We start from the raw sequence: 17,520 nt of genomic DNA, 5'->3' as shown, positions 1-17,520 counted from the left end.
TTGCCTGCGTAATGAATGCCGCATAGTCGACCCATCTTGAATGTGACTGTTAGTGACAGGTTGTAACGAAGGGAGAAGGGCATGGCGAGCGTACAGCTGCGAAATGTAACGAAAGCCTGGGGTGACGTGGTGGTATCGAAAGATATCAATCTCGATATCCACGAAGGGGAATTCGTCGTGTTTGTCGGGCCATCGGGCTGCGGCAAATCTACCCTGCTGCGTATGATTGCCGGGTTAGAAACTATTACCAGCGGGGACCTGTTTATCGGTGACACCCGCATGAACGAGATCCCACCGGCAGAACGCGGCGTTGGGATGGTATTCCAGTCTTATGCACTCTATCCCCACCTTTCCGTTGCGGAAAATATGTCGTTTGGCCTGAAGCTGGCCGGCGCGAAAAAAGATCTGATTAACCAGCGGGTGACTCAGGTTGCGGAAGTGCTGCAGCTGGCCCATCTGCTGGAGCGTAAACCGAAAGCCCTCTCCGGCGGTCAGCGCCAGCGCGTGGCGATTGGTCGTACGCTGGTGGCAGAGCCAAGCGTTTTCCTGCTGGATGAGCCGCTTTCCAACCTCGATGCCGCCCTGCGCGTCCAGATGCGTATCGAAATCTCCCGTCTGCATAAGCGACTGGGCCGCACCATGATCTATGTCACCCACGATCAGGTGGAAGCGATGACCCTCGCCGACAAGATCGTGGTCCTCGACGCCGGCCGTGTGGCGCAGGTTGGGAAACCGCTGGAGCTCTATCACTATCCGGCTGACCGCTTCGTTGCCGGCTTCATTGGTTCACCGAAGATGAACTTCCTGCCGGTCAAAGTCACCGCGACGGCTATCGATCAGGTGCAGGTTGAACTGCCGAACCGTCAGCAAATCTGGTTACCGGTGGACAGCGCCAACGTGCAGGCGGGCGCCAATATGTCCTTAGGTATTCGACCGGAGCATTTACTGCCCAGCGATATCGCCGATGTAACCCTTGAAGGCGAGGTCCAGGTCGTCGAACAGCTCGGTCACGAAACGCAAATTCATATCCAGATCCCCGCCATCCGTCAGAACCTGGTTTACCGCCAGAACGACGTGGTGTTGGTAGAAGAGGGAGCCACATTCGCTATCGGTTTGCCGCCAGAACGTTGCCATTTATTCCGTGAGGATGGCACCGCTTGTCGTCGGCTGCATAAAGAGCCGGGCGTGTAAGGCTTCCCATTAAAAAAGCGCGAACCCGGCTGGCGATATACCGGCGAAGCGTGCAAAGAAAAGCAATGATCTCAGGAGATAGAATGATGATTACTCTGCGCAAACTTCCTCTGGCGGTCGCCGTCGCAGCAGGCGTGATGTCTGCTCAGGCGCTGGCTGTCGATTTCCATGGCTACGCGCGTTCCGGCATTGGCTGGACCGGCAGCGGCGGCGAGCAACAGTGCTTCAAAGCGACCGGCGCTCAAAGTAAATACCGTCTTGGTAACGAATGTGAAACCTATGCGGAACTGAAGCTGGGCCAGGAGCTGTGGAAGGAAGGGGATAAGAGTTTTTATTTCGATACTAACGTTGCCTATTCCGTGAATCAGGAAGATGACTGGGAAAGCACCTCTCCGGCGTTCCGTGAAGCCAACATCCAGGGTAAAAACCTGATCGACTGGCTGCCGGGCTCCACGCTGTGGGCGGGTAAACGCTTCTATCAGCGTCATGACGTTCACATGATCGACTTCTACTACTGGGATATCTCCGGCCCGGGTGCAGGTCTGGAAAACGTTGACCTTGGCTTCGGTAAGCTCTCTCTGGCCGCTACCCGTAACTCAGAAAGCGGCGGCTCTTATACTTTCTCCAGCGATGACACCAAAAAATATGCTGCGAAAACTGCCAACGACGTCTTTGATATCCGTCTGGCGGGTCTGGAAACCAACCCGGGCGGCGTGCTGGAGTTAGGGGTCGATTACGGCCGTGCTAACCCGCAGGATGACTATCGCCTGGAAGACGGCGCGTCGAAAGACGGCTGGATGTGGACCGGTGAACATACTCAGTCTATCTGGGGCGGCTTCAACAAGTTTGTGGTTCAGTACGCCACTGACGCAATGACCTCCTGGAACAGCGGCCACTCTCAGGGGACCAGCATCGATAACAACGGCAGCATGATCCGCGTTCTGGATCACGGCGCGATGGACTTCAACGATGACTGGGGCCTGATGTACGTGGCAATGTACCAGGACGTGGATCTGGACAGCAAGAACGGTTCTACCTGGTACACCGTGGGTGTCCGTCCGATGTACAAATGGACGCCGATCATGAGCACCCAGCTGGAAATCGGTTACGACAACGTGAAATCCCAGCGTACCAGCGAAAACAACAACCAGTACAAAATTACTCTGGCTCAACAGTGGCAGGCAGGCAACAGCGTCTGGTCTCGTCCGGCTATCCGTATCTTCGCAACCTACGCGAAGTGGGATGAAAACTGGGGCTACAGCAACACCTCCGGTCTGCAGACGAAAGACAGCAGCGGAAGCGGCGCTTTCACCTCCAGCCGCGGTGACGACAGCGAAGTTACCTTCGGTGCCCAGATGGAAGTGTGGTGGTAATACCGTCCGCAGGACGGGTGTAACCTGGGAGGGGCGTCAGCCCCTCCTGATTATTCAGGGTTAGCGCGCTATTGCCTGGCTACCGCTAAACCGATGCTATCCAAGGTGAGAAGAATGAAAATGAAGAAAACTCTCGTCGCTCTGTGTTTATCCGCAGGGATGTTGGCATGCGTGCCGGGGATGAGCCTTGCCGATGTTAACTTTGTACCGCAGAACACCAGCGCCGCGCCGGCTATTCCAGCCAGCGCGCTGCAGCAGCTGATCTGGACGCCTGCCGATCAATCAAAGACGCAGAGCGTTGATTTAACTACCGGCGGTCAACGCCTGGATGTCCCGGGGATCGTCGGACCGGTCGCCGCCTGGAGCGTGCCGGCCAATATCGGTGAGCTGACCCTGACGCTCGACAGCGAACTGAACAAACATAAGCAGATTTTTGCGCCGAACGTGCTGATTCTCGACCAGAACATGACGCCCGCGGCGTTCTTCCCCAGCAATTACTTTACCTATCAGCAGCCGGGCGTGATGACCGCTGACCGCCTGGGCGGCGTGATGCGCCTGACCCCGGCGCTGGGCCAGCAAAAGCTCTATGTGCTGGTGTTTACCACTGAAAAAGATCTCCAGCAGACCACGACCCTGCTGGATCCGGCGAAAGCCTATGCCAAAGGCGCCGGCAATGCGGCCCCGGATATCCCGGATCCGATCGCTAAACATACCACCGATGGCGTGCTGAAGCTGAAAGTGAAAACTAATAGCACTTCCAGCGTGCTGGTGGGGCCGCTGTTCGGCTCCTCCGGCCCGGGTCCGGTAACCGTCGGCAACACCGCGGCGCCGGTAGCCGCGCCAGCCGCCGCCGCGGCGCCGGCCGCCAAAAGCGAACCGATGCTCAGCGATACCGAAACCTACTTCAACAATGGTATTAAGCAGGCGGTGAAACAAGGTGACATCGACAAAGCCCTGAAATTGATGAACGAAGCTGAGCGCCTCGGCTCGAAATCCGCTCGTTCCACCTTTATCAGCAGTGTAAAAGGCAAGGGGTAATCGTCTCCCCACAATGCTGATGTTTAGGCACAGCCTTTAGGTGCATCCTCCGGGATGCACCTTTTTTTGCACGCGCGGCAGCCTGTTGCATGGCTGTTGCGTGAATGATCGTATATTGACGTTTGCCCGCCACCAACCGCCTATTCTGCGATACAATGCTTTCACGTTATGTACCGGAGAATCAGGCATGTCCCATCCTGCGCTTACGCGACTGCGTGCGCTGCGCTATTTTGCCGTTATGCCATCCCTGCCGCCGCCGCTAAGTGACTGGCTGCTGCTGGAGGACTCAATGACCCAGCGCTTTGAACAACAAGGAAAGCAGGTCACCGTGACCCTGGTTAACGAAGGGTATATCGGCCGTGACGCGCTGACTGACGAAGCGGCGCTGCTGCCCGACGAGCCGCGCTACTGGCTGCGGGAGATTATACTCAATGCCGATGGCGAGCCCTGGCTGGCCGGGCGCACGGTGGCGCCGGAGTCGACGCTGTGTGGTCCGGAACTGGCGCTACAGCAGCTCGGGCAAACTCCGCTGGGCCGATACCTGTTTACGTCGTCGACATTAACCCGCGATTTTATTGAAATTGGTCGCGATGCAGCGCTGTGGGGGCGTCGTTCCCGCCTGCGGCTGAGCGGCAAACCCCTGCTGCTGACCGAGCTTTTTTTGCCTGCGTCGCCGTTGTACTAAGAGGAAGAAAAAATGGAGTGGAGTCTGTCGCAGAATAAGCTGTTGGCGTTTCATCGCCTGATGCGCACTGACAAACCGATCGGCGCTTTGCTGCTGCTGTGGCCGACGCTGTGGGCGCTATGGGTGGCCTCGCCGGGCGTCCCGCCGCTGTGGATCCTGGCGGTATTCGTCGCCGGCGTCTGGCTGATGCGCGCCGCCGGCTGCGTGGTGAATGACTATGCCGACCGAAAATTTGATGGTCACGTAAAGCGTACCGCCCGCCGTCCGCTGCCGAGCGGCGATGTTACCGAGAAAGAGGCGCGAACGCTGTTTATCGTGCTGGTGCTGCTCTCTTTCCTGTTGGTGCTCACCCTCAACACCATGACCATTCTGCTGTCGGTGGCGGCGCTGGCGCTGGCGTGGGTCTATCCGTTTATGAAGCGCTACACTCATCTGCCGCAGGTGGTGCTGGGCGCGGCCTTTGGCTGGTCGATCCCGATGGCCTTCTCGGCCGTCAGCGAATCGCTGCCGCTGAGCTGCTGGCTGATGTTCCTCGCCAATATTCTGTGGGCGGTGGCCTACGATACCCAGTATGCGATGGTGGATCGCGATGACGACGTTAAGATCGGTATCAAGTCGACGGCGATCCTGTTTGGCGAAAACGATCGTCTGATTATCGGTATCCTGCAGGTGGCCGTACTGGCGCTGATGGGCGCGGTGGGTTGGCTGAATGGGCTGGGCTGGGAATATTACTGGTCGCTGTTCGTGGCGGCGGGTCTGTTTGGCTGGCAGCAGAAGCTTATCTTCAATCGCGACCGCGATAACTGCTTCAAAGCGTTTATGAACAATAACTACGTCGGGCTGGTGCTGTTCCTCGGCCTGGCGATGAGCTATCTGTAACCTCCTGTCCGCTGCCCCCCGGCATTCCGGGGGGCAGCAAACGCCGCGTTACGCGTCGTCCTGCGTGACGCTCTCAATGGTCAGTCGGACATCCGACGTAATCAAATCCGCCAGCATCCGATAAACCTTCAGGGTCTCTTCCGGCTCGGCGTCGCCGGTGTCGCTGATATAGCCTTCATCGCGCAGGGTCAACACCAGGGTGCTGAACACCGCTTTGTCGAAGAACTCCGGCGCATTGATGCCGTGTAGCACCGACAGACGCTGGGCCACGGTGCGACTCTCTTTTTCCAGCGAGCTGCGGTTGATCGCCGGGTTAGCGCTCAGCAGCCAGAAGGTGATGGCATAGCGCTGCAGCGTCTCGCGGGCGCCAGCGGCCAGCAGCTGCAGGGAGCGAGAGTGCGACGGGTTGAGGCTCATGACATCGCCATCGACGACGATCAGCTCCTGACGCAGCATCTCGGCAATCAGCGCATCCACCACTCCGGCCAGCTCCGCTTTTTCCCAGCGCAGGAACAGCTCGGCCTTGAGGAACGGATAGAGTGTTTCCACATGACGCAGCACTTCGGCGCGGCTGAGATGACGATGCTGAGTCACCAGAGCGGCTAACAGCGACGGCATCACCAGCATATGGGCGATATTGTTGCGATAGTAGGTCATCAGCACCGCCTGCTCGCGCGGCAGGATGATGATGTCGCCAATGGTGTCCTTCTCCACTTCGAACTTGTTCATCTGCAGTGCATGATCGATGAGCTCGCTGGCCGAAGCGGATGGGGCGGTCGCATCCGGAGAATAGGGCACATTGCGCAGCAGCGCGAGGTAGCACTCTAACTGCTGGGTGAGCTGCTCACGGGTCAGCGAACGCTGGCGGGAGGCCAGTAGCGCCGTACAGCACAGGTTCATGGCGTTGGCCGCGCCGGCGTTATTGATGCGCACCATCAGGTCAGCGGCGATGCTATTCACCGTCGGCGTCAGCCAGGAGGGGCGAACCGCTTCGATCGGGTCGATCGCTTCCCGCCAATCCGGCACATGCTGGTTAAGATAGGTCATCAGCGGCAGCGGTTCGCCGAAGTTAACGTAACCCTGGCCCAGGTTGCGCAGCTTGCTTAAACCGCGCACCATCTGCGGCAGACTCTCTTTCTCTTTAGTGGCGCCGCGCAGCTCTTTGGCGTAGGTTCCCACCTCCATCACGTGCTCATAGCCGATGTAAATCGGCACCAGGGTGATCGGTCGGGTTCCGCCGCGCAGCATCGCCTGGATGGTCATCGACAGCGTACCGGTCTTCGGATCGAGCAGGCGGCCGGTACGGGAGCGGCCGCCTTCGACGAAATACTCCACGGAATAGCCGCGGCTGAACAGTTCGCCAAGGTATTCGCGGAACACGGTGGAATAGAGCTTGTTGCCCTTAAAGGTGCGGCGAATAAAGAAAGCGCCGAGGCGGCGGAAGATCGGTCCGGCCGGCCAGAAGTTGAGGTTGATGCCCGCCGCGATATGCGGAGGGACCAGCCCCTGATGGTACAGGACGTAGGAGAGCAGCAGATAGTCCATGTGGCTGCGGTGGCAGGGGACATAGACAATTTCATGGCCGTCGTGCGCCAGCTGGCGTACGCGCTCGGCGTTATGCACGTTGATGCCCTGGTACAGGCGGTTCCAGGTGAAGCCGAGAATGCGGTCGGTCAGGCGGATCATCTCGTATGAGAAGTTCGCCGCAATCTCTTCCATCAGCGCGATAGCGTTCTGCTGTGCCTTCTCGTGCGAAATTTTCTTGCTGCGCGCTTCGTCTTCCACCGCGCGGGCAATCGCTTTCGAGGCCAGCAGTTTATTAAACAGATCCTGGCGGGCCGGCAAACGCGGGCCGACGGCGGCCAGCCGCTGGCGGGCAAAATGCATGCGAGCGACGCGAGCCAGCTTCTGGGCGATGATCTTATCGGTACCGTGCTCATCCGCCATGCGGCGCAGCGAAACGGACGGCGAGAAGCGCACGAAGCTGTCGCGGCCGAGCCAGGAGACGGCGAAAAATTTCTGAATACCGTTCAGCATCCGCAGCGGCGGATTGACTTCTCCTTTCTCGCGACCCGGCGAACGGCCGAACATGACCGAAACCGGCACCATTTGCACATCGAGGTCCGGATGGTTGCGGTGCAGATCGAGGTAATCGTGGAACAGCTTGATGGACTCTTCTTTTGGCGTGTAATAAGTAAATACGCGCGGCCCACCGTGGATGAATACGTAACGCGGCAGCAGGGCGCCGTCGATTTCCAGCGGTTCAAGCGGGTCAGGTAAATCATGCGCCAGGCATTGGGCGCGCAGCGTCAGCAGGTCCGCCTTCGAATTATAGGGCAGGACGTACATGACCGGACGCGAGGTATCGAGTCCTAATTCCTGGGCAGGCTCTGCCGGAATAGACTTGCTTTTTACCAGCACCTGTAATGGTAAATTCAGTAATTTATAGTAAATTCGTTGCCAGCCGGACATAAACGATGTGAAGCCTCTGGTTAATCATGCAAATGCGCGGCAAGAATAACAGAAAGTGGGCAAAATTTCCGTTACCACGCGGCAAACGCGCACACTCATCGACGTCATTTACGTAAAAAGGTTTTGTGATGGCCAATAATACCACCGGGTTAACCCGGATCATTAAGGCGGCAGGTTACTCCTGGAAAGGATTTCGCGCGGCGTGGATCAACGAGGCTGCGTTTCGTCAGGAAGGCGTCGCCGCTATCGTGGCCGTCGCGGTAGCCTGCTGGCTGGACGTCGACGCCATCACCCGCGTATTGCTGATTGGCTCGGTCCTGCTAGTGATGATAGTCGAAATTCTCAACAGCGCGATTGAAGCGGTTGTGGACCGTATCGGCTCGGATTTTCACGAGCTTTCAGGGCGCGCCAAAGATATGGGGTCGGCGGCGGTTCTGCTGGCGATTATCATCGCGCTGATCACCTGGGGAACGCTGCTGTGGAGCCATTATCACTAACGTTCTTCGCTAACCCTCGCAAAATATGAACAATCCGCCGATTTTTGTGTGCCATGTGGTTCCAAAATCACCGTTAGCTGTATATACTCACAGCATAACTGTATATACACCCAGGGGGCGGAATGAAAGCGTTAACGACCAGGCAGCAAGAGGTGTTTGATCTCATTAGGGATCATATCAGCCAGACGGGCATGCCGCCGACGCGTGCGGAAATTGCTCAGCGCTTGGGGTTCCGTTCCCCAAACGCGGCGGAAGAACACCTGAAAGCGCTGGCGCGTAAAGGCGCGATCGAGATCGTCTCCGGCGCTTCTCGCGGTATTCGCCTGCTGACGGAAGAAGAGCAAGGCCTGCCGCTGATCGGCCGCGTCGCCGCCGGTGAGCCGCTGCTGGCGCAGCAGCATATTGAAGGCCACTATCAGGTCGACCCGTCGATGTTTAAGCCCAACGCCGATTTCCTGCTGCGCGTCAGTGGGATGTCGATGAAAGACATCGGTATTCTGGATGGCGATTTGCTGGCGGTCCACAAAACCCAGGATGTGCGTAACGGCCAGGTGGTTGTCGCGCGTATCGATGAAGAAGTGACGGTGAAGCGCCTGAAAAAGCAGGGCAATGTCGTTGAACTGTTGCCGGAAAACAGCGAGTTTTCCCCGATCGTCGTCGATCTGCGCCAGCAGAGTTTTACCATTGAGGGTCTGGCCGTTGGCGTGATCCGTAATGGAGAATGGCTGTAGCGCCTGCCTCTGCGCAGCGTCATCTGTTGCGTGACGCTGCGACGTTTTTCCTCAATCAGGTCCTCAAACATGCTGCTCAACGCTGCCGATAAAGCGCTGTGGCGTCTTGCCCTCCCTATGATTTTCTCCAACATCACCGTCCCGCTGCTGGGGCTGGTGGATACGGCGGTGATCGGCCACCTGGACAGCCCGGTATACCTCGGCGGCGTAGCGGTCGGGGCGACGGCCACCAGTTTCCTCTTCATGCTGCTGCTGTTCCTGCGCATGAGCACCACCGGGCTCACCGCTCAGGCCTGGGGCGCCAAAGATCCGCAGCGCCTGGCGCGGGCGCTGGTGCAGCCGCTGGCCCTGGCGCTGGGCGCCGGGGTGCTGATTATCCTGCTTCGCCTGCCGCTAATTGACCTCGCTCTGCATATTGTCGGCGGCAGCGAGGCGGTGCTTGAGCAGGCGAGACGGTTTCTCGAAATTCGCTGGCTCAGCGCCCCCGCCTCGCTGGCCAACCTGGTGCTGCTCGGCTGGCTGCTGGGCGTCCAGTACGCCCGGGCGCCGGTTATTCTGCTGGTGGTGGGTAATCTGTTGAATATTGTGCTCGATCTGTGGCTGGTGATGGGCCTGCGGATGAACGTCCAGGGAGCGGCGCTGGCCACGGTCACCGCGGAGTACGCCACCCTCATTATTGGCCTGCTGATGGCGAAGCGGGTGCTGACGCTGCGCGGCGTGTCGCTGGCGATGCTGAAAAACGCCTGGCGCGGGGATCTGCGCCGTTTATTGGCGTTGAATCGGGACATCATGCTGCGCTCTCTGCTGCTGCAGCTGTGCTTTGGCGCGCTGACCGTATTCGGCGCCCGTCTGGGCAGCGACATCGTGGCGGTTAACGCCGTACTGATGACCATGCTGACCTTTACCGCCTACGCGCTGGATGGCTTTGCCTATGCCGTGGAGGCTCACTCCGGCCAGGCTTACGGCGCGCGCGACGGTAGCCAGTTGCTGGAGGTGTGGCGGGCGGCCTGCCGGCAGTCCGGCATGGTGGCGCTGGCGTTTGCCCTGATTTACAGCCTGGCGGGGCAGTACATTATCGCGTTGTTAACCTCACTGCCTTCCCTGCAGCAGCTGGCCGATCGCTATCTGATCTGGCAGACGATCCTGCCGGTGGTCGGCGTCTGGTGCTATCTGCTGGACGGCATGTTTATCGGCGCGACGCGCGGCGCTGAGATGAGGAACAGTATGGCGGTCGCCGCGGCGGGGTTTGCTGTGACGCTGCTTACGCTACCGGTGCTTGGCAACCATGGTCTGTGGCTGGCGCTGGCGGTGTTCCTCGCCCTGCGCGGCCTGTCGCTGGCGCTGATCTGGCGTCGTCACTGGCGACGCGGCACATGGTTTAGTTAGTCATCTCCCGTCATTGCCGCTAGCCGTGACCTTCCCCGGTCGCGCTACGTTTACAGGGCGATTCAATAGCCCGGCTCAGCGTGGCGCAGGCCGGGAACATCCTCTTCGCGTTATCCCGCGGTGCGATGGTTAAAAATTCCGAATAACGAATCGACGCCAGCATTCTCATCTATAGTTAATACCATGTCCGGCACAAAACGGGCTGTAAACCCACCGAATGATGAGGACGTTATTATGAATAAAGACGAAATCGGCGGTAACTGGAAACAGTTTAAAGGTAAAGCCAAGGAACAGTGGGGCAAACTTACCGATGATGATATGACCGTAATCGAAGGGAAGCGCGACCAGCTGGTCGGCAAAATTCAGGAGCGTTACGGTTATGAGAAAGATCAGGCTGAGAAAGAAGTCTCAGACTGGGAGCATAAGAACGACTATCGCTGGTAGCGTTCCTTGATCCGAAGAATGAAGCATTTGTGTTAGTGCCTGTCTGAATGGCGCAGGGACGCGCCGTTAACCCTTTTTCCCGCTGCGGCAGCCGCTCAGCGGGCTTTCTTTTTGAGCTGAATAGTATGATCGTGCTGGCAATGTCCCGGGGTGCTGCAGGCTTCGACTTCCACGCAGCCCGCGCAAAGCCCGTGAGCTTCTATCACATTGTGGCGCAGGGCAAACCCCATGCGGGCCGCCAGCGTATGCATGATATCTTCCACCCCTTCCGCCGCTTCTTCTTTTACCACGCCGCAGCGGTCGCAGATAAACATGGCCGAGCTATGGGTCGGCTGGTCGAACAGATGGCACAGCACATAGCTATTGGTTGACTCTACCTTATGGACAAAACCCTGCTCGAGTAAAAACTCCAGCGCACGGTAAACCGTCGGCGGCTTCGCCTGCGGCTCTTTCTCACGTAGCAAGTCCAGCAGATCGTAGGCGCTGATTGCCCCTTGCTGCAGGCTCATCAGGCGCAACACTTCCAGACGCTGTGGAGTCAGGCGTACGCCGCGCTGTGCGCAAAGCTTTTCAGCATGCGCTAACATCTCTTGCGAAGGGGTCTTATCCATGAGCATCCTCGGGTTGCGTGAATTTGAATCTGTTACTTTATCACGTTCCTCAGAAAACACCGAGAGCCGGCAGGTGATACGGGTCATACTTCAGGTTGTCGGCACCGGCGCCCGTCCCGAGCGCTGGCCGCTTATTCTCGAGCAGACTACGCCTTAGCCGCTCGCTAAAACCACCATGTCCGATTTAATCACAACACGCCCGACCCTGGGTATGCTATATCTGAAGTGTCTCATTTTCGGGAGAAAACGATGAAACGACCTGATTGCATTCGCCACTGGCGCGAACTGGAAGGGCCCGACGATGCTACTTATCCCGACAGCCCGGAGCGTTTTTCAATCGGAGCGCCGCTGGGGCGAGGTTTACGTCTCAACCGGCTGGGGATCCACCACGAGCGGCTGCCGCCCGGGCGGCGCACCTCTTATCCACACGCGGAGAGCGATGAGGAAGAGTTCATCTACGTGCTGGAGGGCTATCCGGAAGTGTGGATAAACGGCTATCTCTGGAAGCTGGAGCCCGGCGACAGCGTGGGTTTTCCCGCTGGTACCGGCATCTGCCACACCTTTCTCAATAACACCGAGCAGGAAGTTCGTCTGCTGGTGGTGGGCGAGGCCAACAAGAAGTACAACCGCATTTATTACCCGCTCAATCCCGGCTATGCCGCGACGCGCCAGGATCGTTGGGTTGACCATCCGCCGCAGTTCTTCGGTCCACACGACGGTAAGCCGCGGAAAAAGTAATCATTTCAGGTGAGGGGCGAAGCGCGGCGCACTATGCGCCTGTGGTGTATCTTTATGCTATAGTAGCGCCCCTTTTTACCCGGATGCTTATTTATTCGCCATGATGCCTGAATCAACGTCACCTGTTTTCCCTGCTCACCGCTTCTCCATCGCGCCGATGCTCGACTGGACCGACCGACACTGCCGCTACTTCCTGCGGCTGCTGTCGCGGCATACGCTGCTGTATACCGAAATGGTGACCACCGGGGCGATTATTCACGGCAAAGGGGACTATCTGGCCTATAGCGAAGAAGAGCACCCGGTTGCTCTGCAGCTCGGCGGCAGCGATCCCCAGGCCCTGGCGCAGTGCGCGAAGCTGGCCGAGGCGCGCGGCTATGATGAGATCAACCTCAACGTCGGCTGCCCCTCCGACCGCGTGCAGAACGGGATGTTTGGCGCTTGCCTGATGGGCAATGCGCCACTGGTGGCCGACTGCATCAAGGCGATGCGCGATGTGGTGTCGATTCCGGTCACGGTGAAAACCCGTATCGGCATTGACGACCAGGATAGCTATGAGTTTCTGTGCGATTTCATTGAGACAGTCTCCGGCAAGGGCGAGTGTGAGATGTTTATTATTCACGCCCGCAAAGCCTGGCTCTCCGGCCTGAGTCCAAAAGAGAACCGCGAGATCCCGCCGCTGGATTACCCCCGCGTCTGGCAGCTGAAGCGCGATTTCCCCCACCTTACGATGGCGATCAACGGCGGCATCAAATCGCTGGACGAAGCCAGAGTACAGCTTGAGCATATGGATGGGGTGATGGTCGGGCGTGAGGCCTATCAGAACCCGGGCATTCTGGCCTCGGTCGACCGCGAAATTTTCGGCGTCGCCGGCGCGGATGCCGATCCGGTAGCGGTGGTGCGAGCCATGTACCCCTATATTGAGCGCGAGCTCAGCAAGGGCACCTATCTGGGCCATATTACCCGCCATATGCTGGGGCTGTTTCAGGGGATCCCCGGCGCTCGCCAGTGGCGTCGCTACCTGAGCGAAAATGCGCATAAAGCCGGCGCCGATATTGCGGTGCTGGAGCATGCCCTGAAGCTGGTGGCCGATAAACGTTAATTTCTGACCAAAACCTGGTGAAATTGACCACGCCTCGCGCACTGACGCGGGGCGTTTTGTTTTAAAGTCAAAAGCTTATGGTTGGCATGCTTTTTGTAATACCTGCAGAGTGAAGTATTCATTCTTTGGGGAGAGAACCATGCTGGAACTGCTATTTGTCATTGGATTTTTTGTCATGCTGCTGGTCACCGGCGTATCGCTGCTGGGGATTATCGCGGCAATCGTGGTGGCGACGGCGCTGATGTTCGTCGGCGGGTTGTTCGCCTTGATGATCAAATTACTGCCGTGGCTGCTGCTGGCGGTGGCGGCGGTGTGGGTTATTCGGGCGCTGAAATCCCCGAACGGAAACGCTTTTCGCGACAATAACCGTTGGCGTTACTAAGGTATTGAGGGGTGCGTCACAACCTGAACAATTTTGCAGACAACCGCGTAGGCATTGCTGCGCAAATCTGTCACTATTAGCGCGTTAACGAATTCATCGCGCTGTACCCTACATACAGCCGAACTAAAAAAAAGTAAGGGCTTCCCAGGTGGAAGCCCTAAACTTTTGCCCCTTCTGCCAACTTATGGCAGCAGCAAACTCGAACCCTGCGTCACCCGGCTCTCCAGAACTTCATGCGCCCGCCGCGCTTCGCTCAGCGGATAGATCTGACTTTCAGCCACGTCCACTTTAATCACCCCGCTGGCGATCAGCGAAAACAATTCACTGCAGGCTTCCTCCAGTTCTTCCCGGTTGGTGATATAGCCCTGCAGCGATGGGCGAGTGACGTACAGGGAGCCTTTTTGATTCAGGATCCCCAGATTAACGCCGGTCACCGGACCGGAGGAGTTACCAAAGCTGACCATCAGGCCGCGGCGCTGCAGACAGTCCAAAGAGGCCTCCCAGGTATCTTTCCCCACCGAGTCGTAGACGACGGCCACTTTCTTACCGTCGGTGAGCGCCTTGAGCCGCTCCACGATAGACTCCTCGCGATAGTTAATCACCTGCCAGGCGCCCGCCTCTTTGGCGCGCTGCGCTTTCTGCGCGCTGCCGACGGTACCGATAAGTTTCGCCCCCAGCGCTTTCGCCCACTGACAGGCTATCAGCCCCACGCCGCCAGCGGCCGCGTGAAACAGGAACATCTCATCAGGCTTAATTTCATAGGTTTTGCGCAGCAGATACCAGACCGTTAATCCTTTGAGGAACGACGCGGCGGCCTGTTCGAAGGAGATAGCGTCCGGCAGGACCGCCGCTTTGTCGGCCAGCACATTGTGTACCGTGCTGTAGGCGCCGAGCGCCGACTGGGCGTACACCACCCGATCGCCTACCTTAATATGCGTGACCCCATGGCCAACTTTACTGACGATGCCGGCCGCCTCGGTGCCCAGGCCGCTCGGCAGCGACGGCGGCGGATAGAGGCCGCTGCGAACATAGGTGTCGATATAGTTGATGCCGATGGCTTTGTTTTCGACCTGAATCTCATGTTCTGCGGGATCGCGTGGCGTGAACTCAACCGCCTGAAGCACCTCCGGTCCCCCGTGTTTCGAAAATTCGATGCGTGTTGCCATGTTCGCTCCTGTGTTGTTCCGAGATTATTCAGTAAGCTTAACAGCCTGCGCCGGCGGCGACGGATTTTCTTACCCGCCTCAGGCCTGCCACGCTTAATGGGTTCTTTAGCGGCAATGGCTTTCTCGCTATACTGTCACGCTCTTTTCCGGATCGGTGAAATGTTAGGCTATGGCAGGAAATAAACCCTTCAACAAACCACAGACAGAAACCCGCGAACGCGATCCGCAGCTCGCCGGGCTGAAAGTCCCGCCGCACTCGATTGAAGCGGAGCAGTCGGTGTTGGGCGGTTTAATGCTGGATAACGAGCGCTGGGACGACGTCGCCGAACGCGTCGTTGCCGACGACTTTTATACCCGTCCGCACCGTCATATTTTTACCGAGATGGCGCGCCTGCAGGAGTCCGGCAGCCCGATTGACCTGATTACGCTCGCCGAGTCGCTGGAGCGTCAGGGGCAGCTGGACAGCGTGGGCGGCTTCGCCTATCTGGCCGAACTGTCCAAAAACACGCCCAGCGCGGCTAACATCAGCGCCTATGCCGACATCGTGCGCGAACGCGCGGTGGTGCGCGAAATGATTTCGGTGGCCAACGAGATCGCCGAAGCCGGCTTCGACCCGCAGGGGCGAACCAGCGAAGATCTGCTCGACCTCGCCGAATCCCGGGTTTTCAAAATCGCCGAAAGCCGGGCCAACAAAGACGAAGGGCCGAAGAACATCGCCGATGTCCTCGATGCCACTGTCGCCCGTATCGAACAGCTGTTCCAGCAGCCCCATGACGGCGTCACCGGGGTCAATACCGGCTACGACGACCTCAACAAAAAGACCGCCGGCCTGCAGCCGTCGGATCTGATTATCGTCGCCGCCCGTCCATCGATGGGTAAAACGACCTTCGCGATGAACCTCGTGGAAAACGCGGCGATGCTGCAGGACAAACCGGTATTAATCTTCAGTCTCGAGATGCCCTCGGAACAGATCATGATGCGTTCTCTGGCCTCGCTGTCGCGCGTCGATCAGACCCGCATTCGTACCGGTCAACTGGACGACGAAGACTGGGCGCGGATCTCCGGCACCATGGGCATCCTGCTGGAAAAGCGCAATATCTATATCGATGACTCCTCCGGCCTGACGCCGACGGAGGTGCGCTCCCGCGCGCGGCGTATCGCCCGCGAGCACGGCGGCATCGGACTGATTATGATCGACTACCTGCAGCTGATGCGCGTGCCGTCGCTCTCCGACAACCGTACCCTTGAGATTGCCGAAATCTCCCGCTCGCTGAAGGCGCTGGCGAAAGAGCTGCAGGTGCCGGTGGTGGCGCTGTCGCAGCTTAACCGCTCGCTGGAGCAGCGCGCCGATAAGCGCCCGGTCAACTCCGACCTGCGTGAGTCCGGCTCTATCGAACAGGATGCCGACTTAATCATGTTCATTTACCGTGATGAGGTCTATCACGAGAACAGCGATCTTAAAGGCATCGCGGAAATTATCATTGGTAAACAACGTAACGGTCCGATCGGCACCGTGCGACTGACCTTTAACGGCCAGTGGTCGCGTTTCGATAATTATGCCGGTCCTCAGTATGATGATGAGTAATCCTTCCGCCTTCTTTTATTAAGGAATTCAAATGCAAGCGGCAACTGTAGTTATCAACCGCCGCGCTCTGCGACACAACCTGCAACGTCTGCGTGAACTGGCGCCCGCCAGCAAACTGGTTGCGGTAGTGAAAGCGAACGCCTACGGACACGGTCTTCTCGAGACCGCGCGAACGCTGACCGACGCCGACGCCTTTGGCGTAGCCCGCCTGGAAGAGGCGCTGCGCCTGCGAGCGGGGGGCATCGCCCAGCCGATCCTCCTGCTGGAAGGCTTTTTTGCTGCGGAAGACCTGGCGGTGATCGCCGCCCAGCGCCTGCATACGGCGGTGCATAGCCCCGAACAGCTGGCGGCGCTGGAGCAAGCCGATCTCCCCGAGCCGGTGACCGTGTGGATGAAGCTGGATACCGGCATGCATCGCTTAGGGGTGCGCCCGGAGGAAGCCGAGGCGTTTTATCAGCGTCTGAGCCAGTGTAAAAACGTCCGCCAGCCGGTGAACGTGGTGAGCCACTTCGCGCGCGCCGATGAGCCGACCTGCGGCGCCACCGAACGCCAGCTGGATATCTTCACCACCTTTACCGAAGGCAAACCGGGGCTGCGCTCTATCGCCGCCTCGGGCGGCATTCTGCTGTGGCCGCAATCGCATTACGACTGGGTGCGCCCCGGAATTATCCTGTATGGCGTGTCGCCGCTGGACGATCGCTCCACCGGGAAAGATTTCGGCTGCCAGCCGGTGATGACCCTGACGTCCAGCCTGATTGCGGTGCGCGAGCATAAAGCAGGGGAGCCCGTCGGGTACGGCGGCACCTGGATCAGCGAACGCGATACCCGTCTCGGCGTGGTGGCGATGGGCTATGGCGACGGTTATCCGCGCGCGGCGCCGTCGGGCACGCCGGTGCTGGTCAATGGCCGGGAAGTGCCGATTGTCGGCCGGGTGGCGATGGATATGATCTGCGTTGACCTCGGACCGCAGGCCCAGGATAAGGCCGGCGATGCGGTAGTGCTGTGGGGAGAGGGGCTCCCGGTAGAGCGCATCGCCGAGATAACGAAAGTGAGTGCTTACGAACTTATTACGCGACTGACCTCCCGCGTCGCCATGAAATACTTCGACTAAGCCTCTGGCGTACCGGATAGCACAGAGGCTGATCCGGTACGCACCAGGCCTGCGGCGCTCAAAAAAGCGGTTTATACCGCTGCGCGGTCACTTTCCCCTCAACATCCTCTCGACCTGCCGTCATATCCGGTT

The 17,520-nt window shown here is 58.6% G+C and carries 18 protein-coding genes; 14 read left to right on the top strand and 4 right to left on the bottom strand.

All coding sequences use genetic code 11. The annotated features are described in order from the left end of the window. Positions 1-81 precede the first annotated feature (81 nt). The 5 genes from malK (at position 82) to ubiA (ending at position 5,166) form a co-directional block, all read left to right on the top strand. Positions 82-1,191: a maltose/maltodextrin ABC transporter ATP-binding protein MalK gene (gene malK, locus KHQ23_RS07555; protein ID WP_002884743.1), complete on the top strand. Its 1,110-nt coding sequence runs from the start codon at positions 82-84 to the stop codon at positions 1,189-1,191. Positions 1,192-1,274: 83 nt separating this feature from the next. Then, positions 1,275-2,564, top strand: coding sequence for a maltoporin (locus KHQ23_RS07550; RefSeq protein WP_002884747.1), 1,290 nt, complete (start codon positions 1,275-1,277; stop codon positions 2,562-2,564). Positions 2,565-2,678: 114 nt separating this feature from the next. Next, entirely contained in the window at positions 2,679-3,602 is a 924-nt protein-coding gene (gene malM, locus KHQ23_RS07545; RefSeq protein ID WP_004151749.1) for a maltose operon protein MalM, read from the top strand. Between the two features lie 187 nt (positions 3,603-3,789). After that, positions 3,790-4,287: a chorismate lyase gene (ubiC, locus tag KHQ23_RS07540; protein WP_002884807.1), complete on the top strand. Its 498-nt coding sequence runs from the start codon at positions 3,790-3,792 to the stop codon at positions 4,285-4,287. Between the two features lie 12 nt (positions 4,288-4,299). Next, complete coding sequence (gene ubiA / locus KHQ23_RS07535) at positions 4,300-5,166, top strand: 4-hydroxybenzoate octaprenyltransferase (RefSeq protein WP_002884808.1); 867 nt, start codon at positions 4,300-4,302, stop codon at positions 5,164-5,166. Positions 5,167-5,214: 48 nt separating this feature from the next. Here ubiA and plsB read toward each other — a convergent pair whose 3' ends face one another. Further along, positions 5,215-7,638, bottom strand: coding sequence for a glycerol-3-phosphate 1-O-acyltransferase PlsB (plsB, locus tag KHQ23_RS07530; RefSeq protein ID WP_004178269.1), 2,424 nt, complete (start codon positions 7,636-7,638; stop codon positions 5,215-5,217). Between the two features lie 128 nt (positions 7,639-7,766). Here plsB and KHQ23_RS07525 point away from each other — a divergent pair, with 128 nt between their 5' ends. The 3 genes from KHQ23_RS07525 to dinF all read left to right on the top strand — a co-directional run bounded on the left by KHQ23_RS07525 (position 7,767) and on the right by dinF (position 10,252). After that, positions 7,767-8,135, top strand: a complete 369-nt coding sequence (locus KHQ23_RS07525; RefSeq protein ID WP_002884819.1) for a diacylglycerol kinase — start codon at positions 7,767-7,769, stop codon at positions 8,133-8,135. A 122-nt stretch (positions 8,136-8,257) separates the two neighbouring features. Continuing rightward, the gene (gene lexA / locus KHQ23_RS07520; protein WP_002884822.1) at positions 8,258-8,866 is read left to right on the top strand and encodes a transcriptional repressor LexA; all 609 of its coding nucleotides are present in this window, start codon (positions 8,258-8,260) and stop codon (positions 8,864-8,866) included. A 69-nt stretch (positions 8,867-8,935) separates the two neighbouring features. Beyond that, on the top strand, positions 8,936-10,252 hold the full coding sequence (dinF, locus tag KHQ23_RS07515) for an MATE family efflux transporter DinF (RefSeq protein ID WP_004151748.1): 1,317 nt from the start codon (positions 8,936-8,938) through the stop codon (positions 10,250-10,252). A gap of 19 nt (positions 10,253-10,271) precedes the next feature. Here the strand turns inward: dinF and KHQ23_RS07510 are convergent, their stop codons facing one another. Further along, entirely contained in the window at positions 10,272-10,421 is a 150-nt protein-coding gene (locus KHQ23_RS07510) for a hypothetical protein (RefSeq protein ID WP_004219133.1), read from the bottom strand. Between the two features lie 65 nt (positions 10,422-10,486). Here KHQ23_RS07510 and KHQ23_RS07505 point away from each other — a divergent pair, with 65 nt between their 5' ends. Then, entirely contained in the window at positions 10,487-10,696 is a 210-nt protein-coding gene (locus tag KHQ23_RS07505; protein WP_004151747.1) for a CsbD family protein, read from the top strand. 95 nt (positions 10,697-10,791) lie between these two features. Here KHQ23_RS07505 and zur read toward each other — a convergent pair whose 3' ends face one another. Continuing rightward, positions 10,792-11,307 carry a zinc uptake transcriptional repressor Zur gene (gene zur, locus KHQ23_RS07500; RefSeq protein WP_002884931.1) on the bottom strand — a complete coding sequence of 172 codons (516 nt, stop codon included), beginning with the start codon at positions 11,305-11,307 and terminating at the stop codon, positions 10,792-10,794. Positions 11,308-11,556: 249 nt separating this feature from the next. Between zur and KHQ23_RS07495 the strand changes: the two genes are divergently transcribed. From KHQ23_RS07495 to pspG, 3 genes are all read left to right on the top strand, one after another. Further along, entirely contained in the window at positions 11,557-12,045 is a 489-nt protein-coding gene (locus KHQ23_RS07495) for a cupin domain-containing protein (protein ID WP_002884935.1), read from the top strand. Positions 12,046-12,145: 100 nt separating this feature from the next. Beyond that, positions 12,146-13,144, top strand: a complete 999-nt coding sequence (gene dusA / locus KHQ23_RS07490) for a tRNA dihydrouridine(20/20a) synthase DusA (RefSeq protein ID WP_002884937.1) — start codon at positions 12,146-12,148, stop codon at positions 13,142-13,144. 139 nt (positions 13,145-13,283) lie between these two features. Then, positions 13,284-13,526, top strand: coding sequence for an envelope stress response protein PspG (gene pspG / locus KHQ23_RS07485; protein WP_009484997.1), 243 nt, complete (start codon positions 13,284-13,286; stop codon positions 13,524-13,526). A gap of 182 nt (positions 13,527-13,708) precedes the next feature. Here the strand turns inward: pspG and KHQ23_RS07480 are convergent, their stop codons facing one another. Continuing rightward, a complete protein-coding gene (locus KHQ23_RS07480) occupies positions 13,709-14,692 on the bottom strand; it encodes a quinone oxidoreductase (RefSeq protein WP_002884941.1) in 984 nt (327 codons plus the stop codon). Between the two features lie 169 nt (positions 14,693-14,861). Between KHQ23_RS07480 and dnaB the strand changes: the two genes are divergently transcribed. Next, on the top strand, positions 14,862-16,277 hold the full coding sequence (gene dnaB, locus KHQ23_RS07475) for a replicative DNA helicase (protein ID WP_002884942.1): 1,416 nt from the start codon (positions 14,862-14,864) through the stop codon (positions 16,275-16,277). A gap of 31 nt (positions 16,278-16,308) precedes the next feature. After that, the gene (gene alr / locus KHQ23_RS07470; RefSeq protein WP_004214117.1) at positions 16,309-17,388 is read left to right on the top strand and encodes an alanine racemase; all 1,080 of its coding nucleotides are present in this window, start codon (positions 16,309-16,311) and stop codon (positions 17,386-17,388) included. Positions 17,389-17,520 lie beyond the last annotated feature (132 nt).

This window comes from Klebsiella sp. 64 (assembly GCF_018223915.1).
Classification (GTDB): domain Bacteria; phylum Pseudomonadota; class Gammaproteobacteria; order Enterobacterales; family Enterobacteriaceae; genus Klebsiella; species Klebsiella pneumoniae.
Note: the sequence above shows the minus strand (reverse complement) of the source record. Positions and strands in the feature narration are given on the sequence as shown.

Excerpts from the sequence above, each read along its gene's own strand:
- KHQ23_RS07495 (WP_002884935.1), top strand. The coding sequence starts at position 11,557 with ATGAAACGACCTGATTGCATTCGCCACTGGCGCGAACTGGAAGGGCCC.
- KHQ23_RS07550 (WP_002884747.1), top strand. The coding sequence starts at position 1,275 with ATGATGATTACTCTGCGCAAACTTCCTCTGGCGGTCGCCGTCGCAGCA.
- dnaB (WP_002884942.1), top strand. The coding sequence starts at position 14,862 with ATGGCAGGAAATAAACCCTTCAACAAACCACAGACAGAAACCCGCGAA.
- KHQ23_RS07525 (WP_002884819.1), top strand. The coding sequence starts at position 7,767 with ATGGCCAATAATACCACCGGGTTAACCCGGATCATTAAGGCGGCAGGT.
- plsB (WP_004178269.1), bottom strand. The coding sequence starts at position 7,638 with ATGTCCGGCTGGCAACGAATTTACTATAAATTACTGAATTTACCATTA.
- zur (WP_002884931.1), bottom strand. The coding sequence starts at position 11,307 with ATGGATAAGACCCCTTCGCAAGAGATGTTAGCGCATGCTGAAAAGCTT.
- malK (WP_002884743.1), top strand. The coding sequence starts at position 82 with ATGGCGAGCGTACAGCTGCGAAATGTAACGAAAGCCTGGGGTGACGTG.
- alr (WP_004214117.1), top strand. The coding sequence starts at position 16,309 with ATGCAAGCGGCAACTGTAGTTATCAACCGCCGCGCTCTGCGACACAAC.
- KHQ23_RS07505 (WP_004151747.1), top strand. The coding sequence starts at position 10,487 with ATGAATAAAGACGAAATCGGCGGTAACTGGAAACAGTTTAAAGGTAAA.
- KHQ23_RS07510 (WP_004219133.1), bottom strand. The coding sequence starts at position 10,421 with ATGAGAATGCTGGCGTCGATTCGTTATTCGGAATTTTTAACCATCGCA.
- pspG (WP_009484997.1), top strand. The coding sequence starts at position 13,284 with ATGCTGGAACTGCTATTTGTCATTGGATTTTTTGTCATGCTGCTGGTC.
- dusA (WP_002884937.1), top strand. The coding sequence starts at position 12,146 with ATGATGCCTGAATCAACGTCACCTGTTTTCCCTGCTCACCGCTTCTCC.
- lexA (WP_002884822.1), top strand. The coding sequence starts at position 8,258 with ATGAAAGCGTTAACGACCAGGCAGCAAGAGGTGTTTGATCTCATTAGG.
- ubiC (WP_002884807.1), top strand. The coding sequence starts at position 3,790 with ATGTCCCATCCTGCGCTTACGCGACTGCGTGCGCTGCGCTATTTTGCC.
- malM (WP_004151749.1), top strand. The coding sequence starts at position 2,679 with ATGAAAATGAAGAAAACTCTCGTCGCTCTGTGTTTATCCGCAGGGATG.
- dinF (WP_004151748.1), top strand. The coding sequence starts at position 8,936 with ATGCTGCTCAACGCTGCCGATAAAGCGCTGTGGCGTCTTGCCCTCCCT.
- ubiA (WP_002884808.1), top strand. The coding sequence starts at position 4,300 with ATGGAGTGGAGTCTGTCGCAGAATAAGCTGTTGGCGTTTCATCGCCTG.
- KHQ23_RS07480 (WP_002884941.1), bottom strand. The coding sequence starts at position 14,692 with ATGGCAACACGCATCGAATTTTCGAAACACGGGGGACCGGAGGTGCTT.